Consider the following 16,446-nt stretch of genomic DNA (forward strand, 5'->3'; position numbering starts at 1 on the left):
CCCTCACCCCAACCCCCTCCCCAGAAGGGAGAGGGGGTCAAGAGCGTTAGATCAGCTTGATCTCGCGCAGGCGCTGCATCAGGTACTCGTGCGAGTTGATGCTGGTGTCGTAGCGGCGCGGGTTGTCCGCCGTGATGGTCTGCGGCAGCGGATCGAGCGCCACATCCGGATTCGGATGCAGGAAGTACGGCACCGAATAACGCGGCTTGCGTGCGTTGTCGTTCTGGGGATTCACCACGCGGTGCGTGGTCGACGGATACACGTGGTTGGTCAGGCGCTGCAGCATGTCGCCGATGTTCACCACGATGGCGTCGCCCTCGGTGGTGATGGGCAGCCATTCGCCTTCGCGCGTGAGCACCTCGAGGCCTTCGGCGCTGGCGCCCACCAGCAGGGTGATGAAGTTGATGTCCTCGTGTGCGCCGGCGCGCACGTTCGGCACGTTTTCCTCGGTGATCGGCGGGTAGTGGATGGGGCGCAGGATGGAATTACCCTGGTCGATCTTGTCGTCGAAGAAGTTCTCGGGCAGGTCGATGTGCAGCGCCAGCGCGCGCAGCACGCGGCTACCCAGCTGGTCCAGCGCGTCGAACAGGCCATAGCCGTACTGCCTGAAGCTTTCCACCTCTTCCGGCCAGATGTTCGGCGGCATCACGTCGGCAAAGCGGGAGTCGCGCGGAATCTCGCGACCGATGTGCCAGAACTCCTTGAGGTCGGCGTACTTGCTGTCCTTGGCCGTCTCCACCTTGTACGGCGTGTAGCCGCGCGCGCCGCCGCTGCCGGGCACGTGGTACTTCTGCTTGGTTTCGGCCGGCAGCGCAAAGAAGCGCTGGAAGGCATCGTAGGCGCCGTCGATCAGCTCACGGGGAATGCCGTGGCCGCTGATGCAGCAGAAACCGTATTCGCGATATGCGTTGCCGAGTTCGGAGACGAATGCGGCGCGATCGGTATCGTATCGACGGATGTCGAGGGTCGGAACTTTCTTCATGGCTTGTCCACAGGTTGTGCGTGCGGTCCACTTGGAGTCTGCTCAACATCTCCATGCAGCCCGCGCCGGGCCCTGGGACCAATCCACCGGGCCGGCCATGCCGGCGCGGCCCCATGGAGATGTTGAGCAGACTCTTCAATCCGCCACCGCAGGGGCGGGGCACGTCGGGCCAATCCTTGGCGACCTGGGAAGAACTGCTTACAGGCTCACGAACGTTCTGCGGCAGATTTTACGACACCTGCCAGCTTTTCGGCCAATTGGCGCACTTCGGCCTCGTCGCCGGCCTCCACCGTGACGCGCACCAGCGGCTCGGTGCCCGAGGCGCGCAGCACCACGCGGCCACGTCCGGCCAGCGCGGCCTCGGTCTCGGCAAGGGCCGCCTTCACGGCCTCCCCGCCCAGGGCCTCGCGGGCACCGGCGGCGCGCACGTTGATCATCACCTGGGGCATCTTGTGCAGGCCCTGCCGGGCCGCCACGAAGTCCTGGCGACTGGACACCAGCGCCTCGAGCACAGCCAGCGCGGACACGATGCCGTCGCCGGTGGTGGCGCGATCCAGGCACAGGATGTGGCCCGAGGTCTCGCCACCCAGGTTGCCGCCGTGGGTCTTGAGCTGCTGCAGCACGTAACGGTCACCCACGTTGGCACGGATCAGCTGCACGTCCAGCCGGCCCAGCGCCAGCTGCAGGCCGTAGTTGCTCATCAGCGTACCCACTACCGGGCCGCGCAGGCGGCCCTGTGCGTGCCAGGCATTGGCCAGCACATAGAGGATGTCGTCGCCATCGCCGAGCTTGCCGTTGCGGTCGACCAGTTGCACGCGATCGCCGTCGCCATCGAAGGCGATGCCGATGTCGGCGCCCTGCTCGACCACGGCGTGCTGCAGCGCCTGCGGATGAGTGGAGCCCACGTCGCGATTGATGTTGAAGCCATCGGGATGATCGCCCAGCGTGACGACCTGCGCACCCAGCTCGGAAAACACCTTCGGTGCCACCTGGTAGGTTGCGCCGTTGGCGCAATCGAGCACGATCTTCATGCCACGCAGACTGAAATCGCCAGCCACGGTGGACTTGCAGAACTCGGCGTAGCGCGTCACCGCATCGGCCACGCGGATGGCCTTGCCAAGCTGTTCCGAGGGCACGGTGGTGAAGTCGAGATCCAGCTCCTGCTCGATCGCCAGCTCGATCTCGTCGGACAGCTTCTCGCCATTGGCCGAGAAGAACTTGATGCCGTTGTCGTGATGCGGATTATGCGAGGCGCTGATGACGATGCCGGCGTCGGCGCGCAGCGAACGGGTCAGGAAGGCCACGGCCGGCGTGGGCATCGGGCCCAGCAGACCCACGTCAGCACCGGCGGCGACCAGGCCAGCCTCCAGCGCCGACTCGAACATGTAGCCGGAAACGCGGGTGTCCTTGCCGATGAGCACCTTGGGCCGCACGTGACCGTGCCTTGCCAGCACCACACCCACTGCGCGCCCCAGCTTGAGCATGAAATCCGCACTGATCGGCCACTCGCCCACCAGGCCGCGAATGCCGTCGGTTCCGAAATATTTGCGTTGCGTCATCGTCCTACTCCTGCTGGCGCCAGTCGCGGCCGGCGCCTGTGATCCCTGCCCTCGACGGACCTGTTTATTCGTCGTCCGGCCAACGCGGAGCAGCCGGCCGGGTATCGCGCCGCTCCGGCTGGTCGCCCGCCTGTACCGCATGCCACACCGCCAGGGCATCCACCGTGGGCGCCACGTCGTGCACGCGCACCACGCGCGCGCCGCGCTGCGCGGCAATGAGCGCCGCCGCCACTGATCCCACCGCGCGATCCACGGGTGCGTCGCGACCGGTCATGGCGCCAATCATCGATTTGCGGGACATGCCCACGTAAACGCCGCTGCCGAGGCTGCTGAAACGCTCCAGGGCGCGCAGCAGCGCGAGGTTGTGCTCGAGTGTCTTGCCGAAGCCGAAACCCGGGTCGACCATCACCTTGCGTCGATCGATGCCGGCCATCTCGCAGGCAAACAGGCGATCGGTGAGGAAGCGATGCACCTCGCCCACCACATCGTCGTAATGCGGGTCATCCTGCATGCTGCGCGGCTCGCCGAGCATGTGCATCAGGCACACCGGCACGCCCCGCTGCGCCACCGTGTCCAGCGCACCCTCGCGCCGCAGGGCATACACGTCGTTGATCATGCCGGCGCCCGCGGCCACGGCCGCACGCATCACTTCCGGCTTGGAGGTATCGATCGCCAACGGTACCGACGTGCGCGCGGCGAGCTGCTCGAGCACCGGCACCACGCGGCGCAATTCCTCCTCCAGCGGCACCTCGTCCGAGCCGGGCCGGGTGGATTCGCCGCCGATATCGAGCATGTCGGCCCCCTCTTCCACCATGCGCAGGCCATGCGCGACGGCCTCGTCGATGCCGGCATGGTGGCCGCCATCGGAAAACGAGTCAGGGGTGACATTGAGGATGCCCACCACGCGCGGCCGGTCGAGCTTCAGCGGCCGGCCGGCGCAATCGAGCACGGGAGCAAACAGATCGAGGGACATGGAAACTCCCGTATACAGGCTGGATCAGGACTCGCCGGCCAGCGGCCCCATGAACTGGCGGTAGTAGCGAAGCTCGTCGATGGAGTCGCGGATATCCGACAGCGCGGTATGTGCCGATTCCTTGGAAAAGCCCTTGCCAATGCTCGGCGCCCAGCGGCGTGCCAGTTCCTTGAGCGTGGACACGTCGAGGTTGCGGTAATGGAAATAACGCTCAAGCCGCGGCATCTGGCGATGCAGGAAGCGGCGATCCTGGCAGATCGAATTGCCGCACATCGGCGACTTGCCAGCCGGCACCCACTCCTTGAGGAAATCCAGCGTGGCCTGCTCGGCTGCACCGTGGTCGTCGGCCGAAGCCACCACCTGGTCCCACAGGCCCGAACGGCGGTGTTGGTTGCGGTTCCATGCATCCATGCCCTCCAGCCGCTCCAGCGGATGGCGAATCGCGAACACCGGGCCTTCGGCGAGGATGCGAAGGTCCTTGTCGGTGACGATGGTGGCGATCTCGAGGATGGAGTCGGTATCCGTATCAAGCCCGGTCATTTCCAGGTCGATCCAGATCAGATTGTCTTCGTTCGCTTGGCTCATGCGCCCTCCTGGGGCCGAAGTCTAGCAGCAGGCTCCCGCCTGCCACCCCGTTTTTCGTCAATGGGCCTGTATGGGCCCGCGCAGAGGCATGCGATCATCCCGCCATGCAGACCTTCTTCTGGCACGACTACGAGACTTTCGGCGCCGATACGTGGCGCGACCGTCCGGTACAGTTCGCCGGCATCCGCACCAATCTTGAGCTGGAGATCGTGGGCGAGCCGGTGATGTTCTTCGGCAAGCCGCCCCGCGAGATGCCGCCCCACCCCGAGGCCTGCCTGATCACCGGGATCACCCCGCAGCAGGCCGAGCGCGAGGGCGTGATCGAAGCCGACTTCGCCGCCCGCGTACATGAGCAGCTGGCCCAGCCCGGTACCTGCGGCGTGGGCTACAACTCCTTGCGTTTCGACGACGAGATCACCCGCCAGCTGCTCTACCGCAACATGTTCGAACCCTACGGGCGCGAATGGGAGAACGGCAACTCGCGCTGGGACCTGATCGACCTGGTACGCATGTGTCAGGCCCTGCGCCCGGAGGGCATCGTGTGGCCCACGCGCGAGGATGGCTCGCCCAGCTTCAAGCTGGAGCACCTCGCAACGGCCAACCACCTGCAGCAGGAGCGCGCGCACGACGCGCTGTCGGACGTGCATGCGGTGATCGACCTGGCCCGCCTGATCCGCGTGCGCCAGCCGCGCCTGTGGGACTGGTACTTCAGCCTGCGTCGCAAACAGCGCGTGTTCGAGCTGCTGGACGTGACCACGATGGCGCCGTTGGTGCATGTTTCCTCACGCTACCCCGCCAGCCGCCATTGCCTGGCCGTGATCGCGCCGCTGGCTGCGCACCCGACGCGCCCGGCAGAAATCATCGTGTACGACCTGGCCGCCGACCCTTCGGAGCTGCTGGCACTGGACGAGGATGAGATCGCCGATCGCGTATTCACCGCCACCGCCGACCTCCCGGAAGGCGTCACCCGCATCCCGCTGCGCACCGTGCGCGCCAACCGGGCCCCGGCGCTGGCGCCGCTATCGACGCTCAAGGGCGTGGACCTGGAGCGCCTGCAGATCGACCTGGATCGAGCACAAGCCCATCGCGACATGCTCGCCTCGGCCGAGGGGCTGGCCGCCAAGCTGCGCCGCGTGTTCCAGCGCGCATCCGACCTGCCGCCACCGGCGGACCCGGAGCTGGCCCTGTACGGCGGATTCCTGCCCGATGCAGACAAGCGCCTGCTGACCGAGGTGCGCGGCACGCCGCCCGAACAGCTGGGGCAACGTGAATTCCCGTTCCGCGACCCGCGCTATGCCGAGCTGCTGTTCCGCTACCGCGCCCGCAACTGGCCCGAAACCCTGAGCGCGGATGAACAGGCGCGCTGGAACGATTTCTGTCGGAATCGCCTGTACCGGCACACGCCATTGACCAACCTGACCCTCGACGAATACTTCGCCCGCATCGCCCAGTTGCGCACCGAGCCTGCGCGACAAGGCCAACTGGCCGTGCTGGACCAGTTGCAACTGTGGGGCGAGCAGCTCGCCGCAGAGTTCACTCCCCTGTCCGCTTGAGCCCGACATGCCGAACGCCTACTTCACCCCCGCCACCTTCCGTTTCCTGCGCTCGCTGGCCAAGAACAACAACCGCGAGTGGTTCCAGGCGCACAAGGACGATTACGAGCGCGACGTACGCGAGCCATTCCTTGCCCTGATCGGCGACCTGCAAGCGCCGCTCGCCAAGATCAGCCCACACTACCGCGCCGACCCGCGCAAGGTGGGTGGCTCGCTGTTCCGCATCCATCGCGACACGCGCTTCTCCAACGACAAGCAGCCGTACAAGCCCTGGCAAGGGGCGCGCTTCTATCACGAGCGCCGCAACGAGGTGCACGCCCCTTCGTTCTACATGCATATCCAGCCCGGCGACTGTTTCGCGGGCGGCGGCATGTGGCACCCGGAGTCCGATGCGCTCAAGCGCATCCGCGAGTTCCTCACCGACAATCCGGAAGCGTGGAAGCGCGCAACGCGCAGCAAGTCGTTCCGCGACAACTTCGAGTTCTGGGGTGAATCACTGACGCGTCCGCCACGCGGCTACGACCCGAACCACGAGCTGATCGACGACATCAAGCGCAAGGACTTTGCCTGCGGCGAGGGCTTCGACGAAAAGCTGGCCTGCTCCACCGAACTGCTGCCATGGCTGGTGGATACGTACAAGCGGGTGGCGCCAATGATCGACTATCTGTGCGCGTCGCAAGAGCTGGATTTCTGAGCTTGGCGCAGTGGAAGGTTGCGCAAGCGTCGCACCCTCACCCCAACCCCTCTCCCGAGGGGAGAGGGGCTATAAGGTTCAAGCCGACTCTTCGATCAATCGCAGCCCGGGCCGCTGCTTTGCCAACTTGCGCAACAACACGGCGAAATTCTGCAGGTCTACATGCCAGGGCGACGCCTCGCGCCAGTAAAGGGCGATCTCGCGACCCGGCGCCTGTCCCTTCAGCTTGGACAACACGATGTTCGGCATCGACGCGAGGCGGTCGTGCGCCAGCGCTGGCACCAGGGCGTAGCCGCCGCGCAGCTCCACCAGCGCGGCCAGGCTCTCCAGGCTCACGTCCTGCACGTGGCCGCCGCCGAGCACGTCTTCGCAATGACTCTCGGTCATCAGCGTGGCGTCGCCGGCTTCCAGTTGCTCCAGGTCCACGTGGCGCTTGCCGGCCAGCGGATGGTCGGCGCGGAACATCACCTCCCAGGGCTCGAAAAACACCGGCCGCACGGCCACGCCACTGACCGGCGCCGCGAGCGGAGCCAATACGGCATCCAGTTCGCCCTCGTTCAAGCGCCGCAACAGGCCGCGCGGCTTGCCCTCCGAAAGGCTCAACCGGGTACCGGGAAAATGCTGGGGAAACGGCGTAATCAGGTGCGGCAGCAGATACGGCCCCAGCGAAGCCGGCACACCCAGGCGCAATTCACCGCCAAAGGCCACCTCGCCCGCCCGCGCCACCTGCTGCAGATGCTCGGCCGCTGCCAGCACCGCATCGATCTGCTCGAGCAGCCGCTGCCCACCCGCGGTGGGCACCACCCGGCGACCGCCGCGCTCGAACAACGGAGCGCCCAGTGCCTGCTCCACCTTCTGCACCTGGTGCGACAGCCCCGACGGACTGATGTGCATCGCCCGCGCCGCGCTGTTGAAGCTGCCATGGCGGCGCACCGCCTGCACCAGCATCAGGTCGCGGATCGAGACTACCGAAAGGTGGGAAGAGATCATCCGCTGGGTGCTGGCCTGGCCTGTGACAGGGCGAAAGCATAAACGAGCCGGAGCGCGCGGCGCGCACCCATCACCCAATCCGGCCACGCCACCTGTGCGCGAAAGGTCCGCGAAGCGGCTGGGCCACGGCCGCCCACAGGGTGGGCTCCCGCTAAGGAAGGGCACCACATCAGCCAAAAAGAAAGGGCGGCTTGCGCCGCCCTTCCTCATCATCTGCCGATGACTTGCCGCGCTCAGGCGGCGACCGTGTCGGCCACTTCCTTGTAGTCGGCGATCTGATCGAAGTTCATGTATTTGTAGATCTTCTCGCCGTTGGCGTTGATCACGCCGATGTCCGCCATGTATTCCTCCTTGCTCGGGATCTTGCCCAGGCGCGAGCAGATCGCAGCCAGCTCGGCCGAACCCAGGTACACGTTGGAATTCTTGCCCAGGCGGTTCGGGAAGTTGCGGGTGGAGGTGGAGAACACCGTGGCACCCTCGCGCACCTGCGCCTGGTTGCCCATGCACAGCGAGCAACCCGGCATTTCCATGCGGGCGCCGGCGGTGCCGAGCACGCCGTAGTGGCCTTCCTCGGTCAGCTGCTCCTGGTCCATCTTGGTCGGCGGAGCCACCCACAGGCGGGTCGGGATGTCGCGCTTGCCTTCCAGCAGCTTGGACGCGGCACGGAAGTGACCGATGTTGGTCATGCACGAGCCGATGAACACTTCGTCGATCTTGGCGCCAGCCACGTCCGACAGCGTCTTCACGTCGTCCGGGTCGTTCGGGCAGGCCACGATGGGCTCATGCACGTCGGCCAGGTCGATCTCGATGACAGCCGCGTACTCGGCATCCGCGTCGCGCTCCAGCAGCTGCGGGTTCGCCAGCCACGCTTCCATCGCCTTGATGCGACGCTGCAGGCTGCGCGGATCCTTGTAGCCCTGGGCAATCATCACCTTGAGCAGCGTGATGTTGCTGTTCATGTATTCGATGATCGGCGCCTTGTCGAGGTGCACCGTGCAACCGGCAGCCGAACGCTCGGCCGAGGCGTCGGACAGCTCGAACGCCTGCTCCACCTTGAGGTTCGGCAGGCCCTCGATCTCGAGGATGCGGCCGGAGAAGATGTTCTTCTTGCCCTGCTTGGCGACCGTGAGCAGGCCCTGCTTGATGGCGTACAGCGGGATGGCGTTGACCAGGTCACGCAGGGTGACGCCCGGCTGCAGCTCGCCCTTGAAGCGCACCAGCACGGATTCGGGCATGTCCAGCGGCATCACGCCGGTGGCGGCCGCGAAGGCCACCAGGCCCGAGCCGGCCGGGAACGAGATGCCGATCGGGAAACGGGTGTGGCTGTCGCCGCCGGTGCCGACGGTGTCGGGCAGCAGCATGCGGTTGAGCCAGCTGTGGATCACGCCGTCGCCCGGACGCAGCGAGATGCCGCCGCGGGTGCTGATGAATTCCGGCAGCGTGTGGTGGGTCTTCACGTCCACCGGCTTCGGGTAGGCGGCGGTGTGGCAGAACGACTGCATCACCAGGTCGGCCGAGAAGCCCAGGCAGGCCAGGTCCTTCAGCTCGTCGCGGGTCATCGGGCCGGTGGTGTCCTGCGAACCCACCGAGGTCATCTTCGGCTCGCAGTAGGTGCCCGGGCGCACGCCCTGGCCTTCCGGCAGGCCGACGGCGCGGCCGACCATCTTCTGCGCCAGCGTGAAGCCCTTGCCGGTGTCGGTCGGCTGCTGCGGCAGGCGGAACAGCGTGGAGACCGGCAGGCCCAGCGCTTCACGCGCCTTGGCGGTAAGGCCACGGCCGACGATCAGCGGAATGCGGCCACCGGCGCGCACTTCGTCGAACAGCACTTCGGACTTGACCTGGAACTCCGCGATCACTTCGCCGTTCTTCAGCGCCTTGCCCTCGTACGGACGCAGCTCGACCACATCGCCCATCTCCATCTGGGAGACGTCGAGTTCGATCGGCAGCGCGCCGGCGTCTTCCATGGTGTTGTAGAAGATCGGGGCGATCTTGCTGCCCAGGCACACGCCGCCGAAGCGCTTGTTCGGGATGAAGGGGATGTCCTCGCCGGTGAACCACAGCACCGAGTTGGTGGCGGACTTGCGGCTGGAACCGGTACCGACCACGTCACCGACGTAGGCGACCAGGTGGCCCTTTTCCTTCAGCGATTCGATGAAGGCGATCGGGCCGCGCTTGCCGTCTTCTTCCGGCTGGAACGGGGCGCCGTCGCGCTTGTTCTTGAGCATGGCCAGCGCGTGCAACGGGATATCCGGACGCGTGGTGGCATCGGGGGCCGGCGACAGGTCGTCGGTATTGGTCTCGCCCGGCACCTTGAACACCGTGATGGTCAGGCTTTCCGGCACTTCCGGCTTGCTGGTGAACCACTCGGCATCGGCCCAGCTCTGCAGCACGGCCTTGGCATTGGCGTTGCCCTTGTCCGCCTTTTCCTTCACGTCATGGAAGGCGTCGAACATCAGCAGCGTGTGCTTGAGCGCATTGGCGGCCACGGTGCCGACCTGGGCGTCGTCGAGCAGCTCGATCAGCGGATGGATGTTGTAGCCGCCCAGCATGGTGCCGAGCAGCTCGGTGGCCTTCTCGCGCGAGATCAGCGCGCACTGCTCGGTGCCGAACGCCACGGCCGCCAGGTACGAGGCCTTGACCTTGGCCGCATCGTCCACGCCAGCCGGCACGCGGTTGGTGATGAGGTCGACCAGGAAGGCTTCCTCGCCCGCGGGCGGGTTCTTCAGCAGCTCGATCAGGTCGGCGGTCTGCTGGGCCGACAGCGGCAGCGGCGGGATACCCAGCGCGGCGCGCTCGGCGACATGTTGGCGATAGGCTGTAAGCATGTGATCTCGTCCGGTGAACAACGTAAGGGGTAGCGAGCGATGGTTTGCACCATCGCAGCGGAGGTCGCCCAAGGGAGGTTCCGCGTGGTCGCTACCGGCGTTCGACAAGGCGCAAAACCTTGTCGCCAGGCCGTTTTGGACAGCCTGACAGCACGCTATTTTGCCAGCCGCGACCCAAGCGCCGCAACGCAAGACAACGCTTCCGCCAGCGTTCGAAATCTTGCAATGGCTTGATGATGCAACCCTCGATCGGGTCTCTTGCATGCCCCCGCTTTTGGCCCAAACTGGGGGCCAGTGCCTCCGAACGGAGAGACTTGCGATGACGCACGGCCCAGCCCACGCCCCTTGCAATTCCCCTCACGTTCGGTGCCTTAGGATCCCCAAGCTGCGCCCCGCGCGTTCGCCAGACTCAAGCAACAGGAGTTAGCCCATGCTGGATTCATTTGCCACCCGCGACACCCTGACCGTCAACGGCAGCCAGTACCAGATCGCCAGCCTCGCCAAGCTAGGCCAGCGCTTCGACCTCAAGACCCTCCCCTACTCACTGAAGATCCTGCTGGAGAACCTGTTGCGCCACGAAGATGGCGTCAACGTCACCGCCAAGGAGATCAAGGCGGTGGCCAACTGGGATGCCAAGAAGGAACCCGACACCGAAATCGCCTTCATGCCGGCCCGCGTGGTGCTGCAGGACTTCACCGGCGTGCCCTGCGTGGTCGACCTGGCCGCCATGCGCGACGCAGTGGTGAAGCTGGGCGGCGACGCCAAGCAGATCAACCCCCTGGCGCCGGCCGAACTGGTCATCGACCACTCCGTGCAGGTCGATGTGTACGGCTCCGAAGCCGCGCTGGAAAAGAACGTGGAAATCGAGTTCCACCGCAACCAGGAACGCTATGCCTTCCTGCGCTGGGGCCAGAAGGCGTTCGACAACTTCAAGGTGGTGCCGCCGCGCACCGGCATCGTGCACCAGGTGAACCTGGAGCACCTGGCCCGCGTGGTGTTCACCGCCGACAAGGACGGCCAGCAGTGGGCCTATCCGGATACGGTGTTCGGCACCGACTCACACACCACCATGATCAACGGCATCGGCGTGCTGGGCTGGGGTGTGGGCGGCATCGAAGCCGAGGCCGCCATGCTGGGCCAGCCCTCGTCGATGCTGATTCCGCAGGTGGTGGGCTTCAAGCTCACCGGCAAACTGCCCGAGGGTGTCACCGCCACCGACCTGGTGCTCACCGTCACCCAGATGCTGCGCAAGCTCGGCGTGGTGGGCAAGTTCGTGGAGTTCTTCGGCGAAGGCCTCAAGCACCTGCCGCTGGCCGACCGCGCCACCATCGGCAACATGGCCCCCGAGTACGGCGCCACCTGCGGCATCTTCCCGATCGACCAGGAGGCACTGAACTACCTGCACCTGTCCGGCCGCAGCGAGGAGCAGATCCGCCTGGTGGAGGCCTACGCCAAGGCCCAGGGCCTGTGGCATGACGCCAACGCGCCCGAGCCGCGCTTCAGCACCACGCTGGAGCTCAACCTGGCCGACGTGAAGCCCTCGCTGGCCGGCCCCAAGCGCCCCCAGGACCGCGTGCTGCTGGAAGGCGTGCAAAAGAGCTTCAAGGATGCAGTGGGCCCGCTCACCGCCAGCCGCAAGCCGCGCAACGACGAAACCTCGGCCTTCATCGCCGAGGGCGGCTCGTCCGCCATCGGCAATCCGGCCAACGACATCACCGACAGCGGCGTGCGCGTTGAGAAGGACGGCGAGACCTTCAAGCTCGGCGATGGCGCCGTGGTGATCGCCGCGATCACCTCCTGCACCAACACCTCCAACCCCAGCGTGATGCTGGGCGCCGGCCTGCTGGCCAAGAAGGCCGCCGCCAAGGGCCTGAAGGCCCAACCCTGGGTCAAGACCTCGATCGGCCCCGGCTCCAAGGTGGTCACCGACTACCTGGAGAAGACCGGCCTGCTGAAGGAGCTGGAAAAGGTCGGCTTCTTCATCGTCGGCTACGGCTGCACCACCTGCATCGGCAATTCCGGCCCGCTGCCGGCCGAGAGCAGCAAGGGCATTGCCGAGGGTGACCTCGCGGTCGCCTCGGTGTTGTCGGGCAACCGCAACTTCGATGGGCGCGTGCATCCGGATGTGAAGATGAACTACCTGGCCTCGCCGCCGCGGGTGGTGGCCTATGCGCTGGCCGGCACGCTGGACATCGACCTCACCACGCAGCCGCTGGGCACCGGCAGCGATGGCAAGCCGGTGTATCTGAAGGATATCTGGCCGAGCAACCAGGAAATCTCGGACGTCGTGGGCAGCGCCCTCAATCCCGAGATGTTCGAGAAGAGCTACGCCGACGTGTTCAAGGGCGACAGCCGTTGGAACCACATCGCCTCGCCCGATGGCGCCGTCTATCGCTGGGACGACTCCACCTATATCAAGAACCCGCCGTACTTCGAGGGCATGAGCAAGGAGCCCGGCAGCATCGAGGACATCCATGGCGCCCGCGTGCTGGGCCTGTTCGGCGACTCCATCACCACCGACCACATCTCGCCGGCCGGCTCGATCAAGAAGGACAGCCCGGCGGGCCGCTTCCTGATCAGCAAGGGCGTGGACGCGAAGGACTTCAACTCCTACGGTTCGCGTCGCGGCAACGACGATGTGATGGTGCGCGGCACCTTCGCCAACATCCGCATCAAGAACCTGATGCTTAACGGTGTCGAGGGCGGCTACACGCTCTACGTGCCCAGCGGCGAGCAGATGGCCATCTACGATGCCGCCATGAAGTACAAGGCGGACAAGACCCCGCTGGTGGTGATCGCCGGCAAGGAATACGGCACCGGCTCGTCGCGTGACTGGGCCGCCAAGGGCACCCTGCTGCTGGGCGTGAAGGCAGTGATCGCCGAGAGCTTCGAACGCATCCACCGCTCCAACCTGGTCGGCATGGGCGTGCTGCCCCTGCAGTTCCAGGACGGCCAGAACGCGCAGTCGCTCGGCCTCAACGGCAAGGAAACCTTCGAGATCACCGGCCTGGATGGCGGCGAATCGAAGACCGCCAAGGTCACCGCCACTGGCGAGGACGGCAAGAAGAAGGACTTCACCGTGAAGGTGCTGCTGCTCACGCCGAAGGAACGGGAGTTCTTCCGCCACGGCGGCATCCTGCAATACGTGCTGCGCCAGCTCGCGAGCAAGAAGGCCGCCTGAGTTTCAACAAGGCAGGCTGGATGGGACAACGCCGCCTTCGGGCGGCGTTTTCTTTGCATGCTGCGCTGGACGCCCGGCGTGCACCGCCGCCCCGGTCGCGCACAGGGTGCGCCCCTACAAGGGAATCACCCAGCGGATGTCCCGCCGGCCGAGTAGCAACGCCACTCACCTCCAGCCTTAGCTGCCTTCGGGCGGCGCTTTCTCCGTGCAGCATCCTGCTGTACGAACGCACCCTGTGCGCGACCTTCTTTGCACTTCCAGCACGCGCCGGCACCCTGCTCGCGCACAGAGTGCGCACCCGCACTACACGGACATCACCCGCCAGATGTCCAGGTGGCCGAGTAACAACGCCACTCGCCGCCATCCTTCCGCCACGCCGTCTCGACCTTATAGATGCCCGCTTGCGACGGGAACAGCCTGCCGCCACTGGCAAGCGTCACGGTAAAGCTCGCCACGTAGCGATCACCGCGCGACTCCACCGTCACCGGGCCGACCAGCGCATGAAGCGTCTCGCCCCTGAACGCTGCTGCGCGCAGCAGACCCATCAACTGACGACGGTCGGCAGCATCGCCGTTGCCGATGAAATCGTCGCTGAGCACATCACCCAGCCCGCCAGCGTCCACCTGCTCGGCGGCACGCGTGGCGGCCTCGATACCCTGGCGTATCCGACTTTCGTCGGGGGCGCGGTGGCAAGCAGCAACCATCGTGAGAATCAAGCTGCAAAGCAGCACGCGCATGAACACTTTTCTTATCGATGGCATCCGAAAATCTCGTTGCGGCGCGGCTTGCTGCTATACGCGCGCGTATGCTCCAATGCCGCGTCGCTAGTTTGCCCTACCCGTGCGATCGTGATTCACGGGCCGTTACATACAGGAGCTTTGGATCCAACATGAGTATTGAGCGTCCGTGGCTGGCCCATTATCCGGAAGGCGTCCCCGCGCAGATCGACACCAACGAATACGCCTCCGTGGCCGCCGTGCTGGAAGAGGCTTTCGAGCGCTTCCGCCAGCGCCCGGCGTTCGCGAACTTCGGCAAGAAGTTCAGCTACGGCCAGATCGATGAACTCAGCCGCCAGTTCGCAGGCTACCTCACCGGCGTGCTGAAGCTGAGCAAGGGCGATCGCGTCGCGATCATGATGCCCAATGTTCTGCAGTATCCGATCGCCCTGTTTGGCGCGCTGCGCGCCGGCCTCGTGGTGGTCAACACCAACCCGATGTACACCGCCCGCGAACTCAAGCACCAGCTTGAGGACTCCGGCGCCAAGGCCATCGTGGTGCTGGACAACTTCGCCGCCACGCTGCAGCAGGTGGTGGCCGAGACCGAGGTCAAGCACATCATCACCACCGGCATCGGCGACCTGCTGGGTGCCAAGGGCGTGCTGATCAACTTCGCGCTCAAGCACATCAAGAAGATGGTGCCGGCCTACGACCTGCCGCATGCGGTGCGATTCAATGACGCGCTATCGAAGGGCGCCAGCCACCCGCTGCCGAAGGTGCAGCTGTCGCACGACGACATCGCCTTCCTGCAGTACACCGGCGGCACCACCGGCGTGGCCAAGGGCGCCATGCTCACCCATGGCAACATGGTCGCCAACATGATGCAGGCCGGCGCCTGGATCGGCAGCAACGCCAAGCCCGGCGAAGAAGTGATCATCACAGCGCTGCCGCTGTACCACATCTTTTCGCTCACCGCGAACGGTCTGGTGTTCATGCGCCTGGGCGGCCTGAACTGGCTGATCACCAACCCGCGCGACATGCCCGGCTTCGTCAAGGAGCTCAAGCAGTCCAACTTCACCGCGCTCACCGGCGTCAACACGCTGTTCAACGGCCTGCTCAACACCCCGGGTTTTGCCGAGCTGGATTTCTCCCGGCTGCATCTCGCCCTGGGTGGCGGCATGGCCGTGCAGCGCGCCGTGGCCGAGCGCTGGAAGAAGGTCACGGGCGTGACCCTGGTGGAGGCCTACGGCCTCACCGAGACCTCGCCCGCCGCATGCATCAACCCGCTGGACCTCAAGGCCTACAACGCCTCGATCGGCCTGCCCATCCCATCCACCGACGTGGCGATCTGGTCGGAAGAAGGCGAGCCACTGCCGCAGGGCGACGTGGGCGAGCTGATGGTGCGCGGCCCACAGGTTATGAAGGGCTACTGGCAGCGTCCGGACGAAACGGCCAAGGTGCTGTCGCCGGATGGCTGGCTGCACACCGGCGACATCGCCCGCATGGACGAGAACGGCTACTTCTATATCGTCGACCGCAAGAAGGACATGATCCTGGTCTCGGGCTTCAACGTGTACCCGAACGAGGTCGAGGATGTGGTCATGCAGCACCCGGGCGTAGCCGAAGTGGCCGCGGTGGGCGTGCCGGACGAACACTCCGGCGAAGTGGTGAAGCTGTTCGTGGTGCGCAAGGACCCGAAGCTGACGGTCGAGGATCTCAAGCAGTTCTGCCACGACAACCTCACCGGCTACAAGCGCCCCAAGATCATCGAATTCCGCGACTCGCTACCCAAGAGCAACGTGGGCAAGATCCTTCGCCGCGAGCTGCGCGACGAGAAGAAGCCGGCCGCGGCGCACGGCTGAGCGCCACGCCCCGCCAAAGCAAACGCCCGCTGAAAAGCGGGCGTTTTTTTTGTCTGGCAACCCGGCCGGCCCGCCTGCCGCTCCGGCAAGGCCGGGACCCGGCACACCTCAATCAGGCTGCGCCGGGAGAGCGGACAGGAACCGCCTCAGTCGTGCCACATCTCCAGGATGTCGGCGTAACCGCCCAACAGGTTCCACAGGGGCACCTGCTTGTCCTCGGGAATGCGGGTGTAGGCAAAACCCAGGTGGCGCTCGGAAATGCGCGCCACCTGCGCCTCCAGATGGATGTGCAGGTCATGGCCGAAGATCATGTCGAGAATCCAGCTCTCGCCCGGCTCGCCCTTCCAGCCCAGTGGGCGACGCAACAGCACGCCGGTCGCGGAAATATCCACCAGTTCCGTAGGATGCGACTCGTCGCCCCGACTCATCAGCACCGTGGTCTCGATCCGCATGCGCGCAGGCCGCAGCTGCTCCGGGTCGGAGCCGTTCCTGGCGTTGTCTTCCGCTTTGCTCATCCTGCCCTGTC

At 65.7% G+C, this 16,446-nt stretch carries 12 protein-coding genes; 4 read left to right on the top strand and 8 right to left on the bottom strand.

Annotation, left to right across the window (positions count from 1 at the left end):
• Nucleotides 1-46 precede the first annotated feature (46 nt).
• The 4 genes from DVU99_RS15285 to orn all read right to left on the bottom strand — a co-directional run bounded on the left by DVU99_RS15285 (nucleotide 47) and on the right by orn (nucleotide 4,099).
• Entirely contained in the window at nucleotides 47-982 is a 936-nt protein-coding gene (locus DVU99_RS15285) for an isopenicillin N synthase family oxygenase (protein ID WP_114241098.1), read from the bottom strand.
• 206 nt (nucleotides 983-1,188) lie between these two features.
• Entirely contained in the window at nucleotides 1,189-2,541 is a 1,353-nt protein-coding gene (glmM, locus tag DVU99_RS15290) for a phosphoglucosamine mutase (protein WP_114241099.1), read from the bottom strand.
• A gap of 64 nt (nucleotides 2,542-2,605) precedes the next feature.
• The gene (gene folP, locus DVU99_RS15295) at nucleotides 2,606-3,514 is read right to left on the bottom strand and encodes a dihydropteroate synthase (RefSeq protein ID WP_114241100.1); all 909 of its coding nucleotides are present in this window, start codon (nucleotides 3,512-3,514) and stop codon (nucleotides 2,606-2,608) included.
• Nucleotides 3,515-3,538: 24 nt separating this feature from the next.
• Nucleotides 3,539-4,099 (bottom strand): oligoribonuclease, encoded by a 561-nt coding sequence (gene orn / locus DVU99_RS15300; protein WP_114241101.1) that lies wholly within the window; start codon nucleotides 4,097-4,099, stop codon nucleotides 3,539-3,541.
• Nucleotides 4,100-4,203: 104 nt separating this feature from the next.
• Here orn and sbcB point away from each other — a divergent pair, with 104 nt between their 5' ends.
• Nucleotides 4,204-5,652 (top strand): exodeoxyribonuclease I, encoded by a 1,449-nt coding sequence (gene sbcB, locus DVU99_RS15305; protein WP_114241102.1) that lies wholly within the window; start codon nucleotides 4,204-4,206, stop codon nucleotides 5,650-5,652.
• A 7-nt stretch (nucleotides 5,653-5,659) separates the two neighbouring features.
• Nucleotides 5,660-6,346 (top strand): DUF2461 domain-containing protein, encoded by a 687-nt coding sequence (locus DVU99_RS15310; protein WP_114241103.1) that lies wholly within the window; start codon nucleotides 5,660-5,662, stop codon nucleotides 6,344-6,346.
• A gap of 78 nt (nucleotides 6,347-6,424) precedes the next feature.
• On the opposite strand, the gene DVU99_RS15315 is transcribed toward DVU99_RS15310, so the two are convergent.
• Both DVU99_RS15315 and DVU99_RS15320 read right to left on the bottom strand, forming a co-directional pair.
• On the bottom strand, nucleotides 6,425-7,336 hold the full coding sequence (locus DVU99_RS15315) for a LysR family transcriptional regulator (RefSeq protein WP_114241104.1): 912 nt from the start codon (nucleotides 7,334-7,336) through the stop codon (nucleotides 6,425-6,427).
• Nucleotides 7,337-7,569: 233 nt separating this feature from the next.
• Complete coding sequence (locus tag DVU99_RS15320) at nucleotides 7,570-10,161, bottom strand: bifunctional aconitate hydratase 2/2-methylisocitrate dehydratase (protein WP_114241105.1); 2,592 nt, start codon at nucleotides 10,159-10,161, stop codon at nucleotides 7,570-7,572.
• A 430-nt stretch (nucleotides 10,162-10,591) separates the two neighbouring features.
• Between DVU99_RS15320 and acnA the strand changes: the two genes are divergently transcribed.
• Nucleotides 10,592-13,342: an aconitate hydratase AcnA gene (gene acnA / locus DVU99_RS15325; RefSeq protein WP_114241106.1), complete on the top strand. Its 2,751-nt coding sequence runs from the start codon at nucleotides 10,592-10,594 to the stop codon at nucleotides 13,340-13,342.
• Between the two features lie 314 nt (nucleotides 13,343-13,656).
• On the opposite strand, the gene DVU99_RS15330 is transcribed toward acnA, so the two are convergent.
• Nucleotides 13,657-14,079, bottom strand: a complete 423-nt coding sequence (locus DVU99_RS15330) for a nuclear transport factor 2 family protein (RefSeq protein WP_232823627.1) — start codon at nucleotides 14,077-14,079, stop codon at nucleotides 13,657-13,659.
• Nucleotides 14,080-14,231: 152 nt separating this feature from the next.
• Here DVU99_RS15330 and DVU99_RS15335 point away from each other — a divergent pair, with 152 nt between their 5' ends.
• Complete coding sequence (locus DVU99_RS15335) at nucleotides 14,232-15,920, top strand: long-chain-fatty-acid--CoA ligase (protein WP_114241108.1); 1,689 nt, start codon at nucleotides 14,232-14,234, stop codon at nucleotides 15,918-15,920.
• A 146-nt stretch (nucleotides 15,921-16,066) separates the two neighbouring features.
• Here DVU99_RS15335 and DVU99_RS15340 read toward each other — a convergent pair whose 3' ends face one another.
• Nucleotides 16,067-16,435, bottom strand: coding sequence for a PilZ domain-containing protein (locus DVU99_RS15340; RefSeq protein WP_114241109.1), 369 nt, complete (start codon nucleotides 16,433-16,435; stop codon nucleotides 16,067-16,069).
• Between the last annotated feature and the right edge of the window lie 11 nt (nucleotides 16,436-16,446).

It is taken from the genome of Dyella sp. C9, assembly GCF_003332825.1.
Taxonomy (GTDB): domain Bacteria; phylum Pseudomonadota; class Gammaproteobacteria; order Xanthomonadales; family Rhodanobacteraceae; genus Dyella.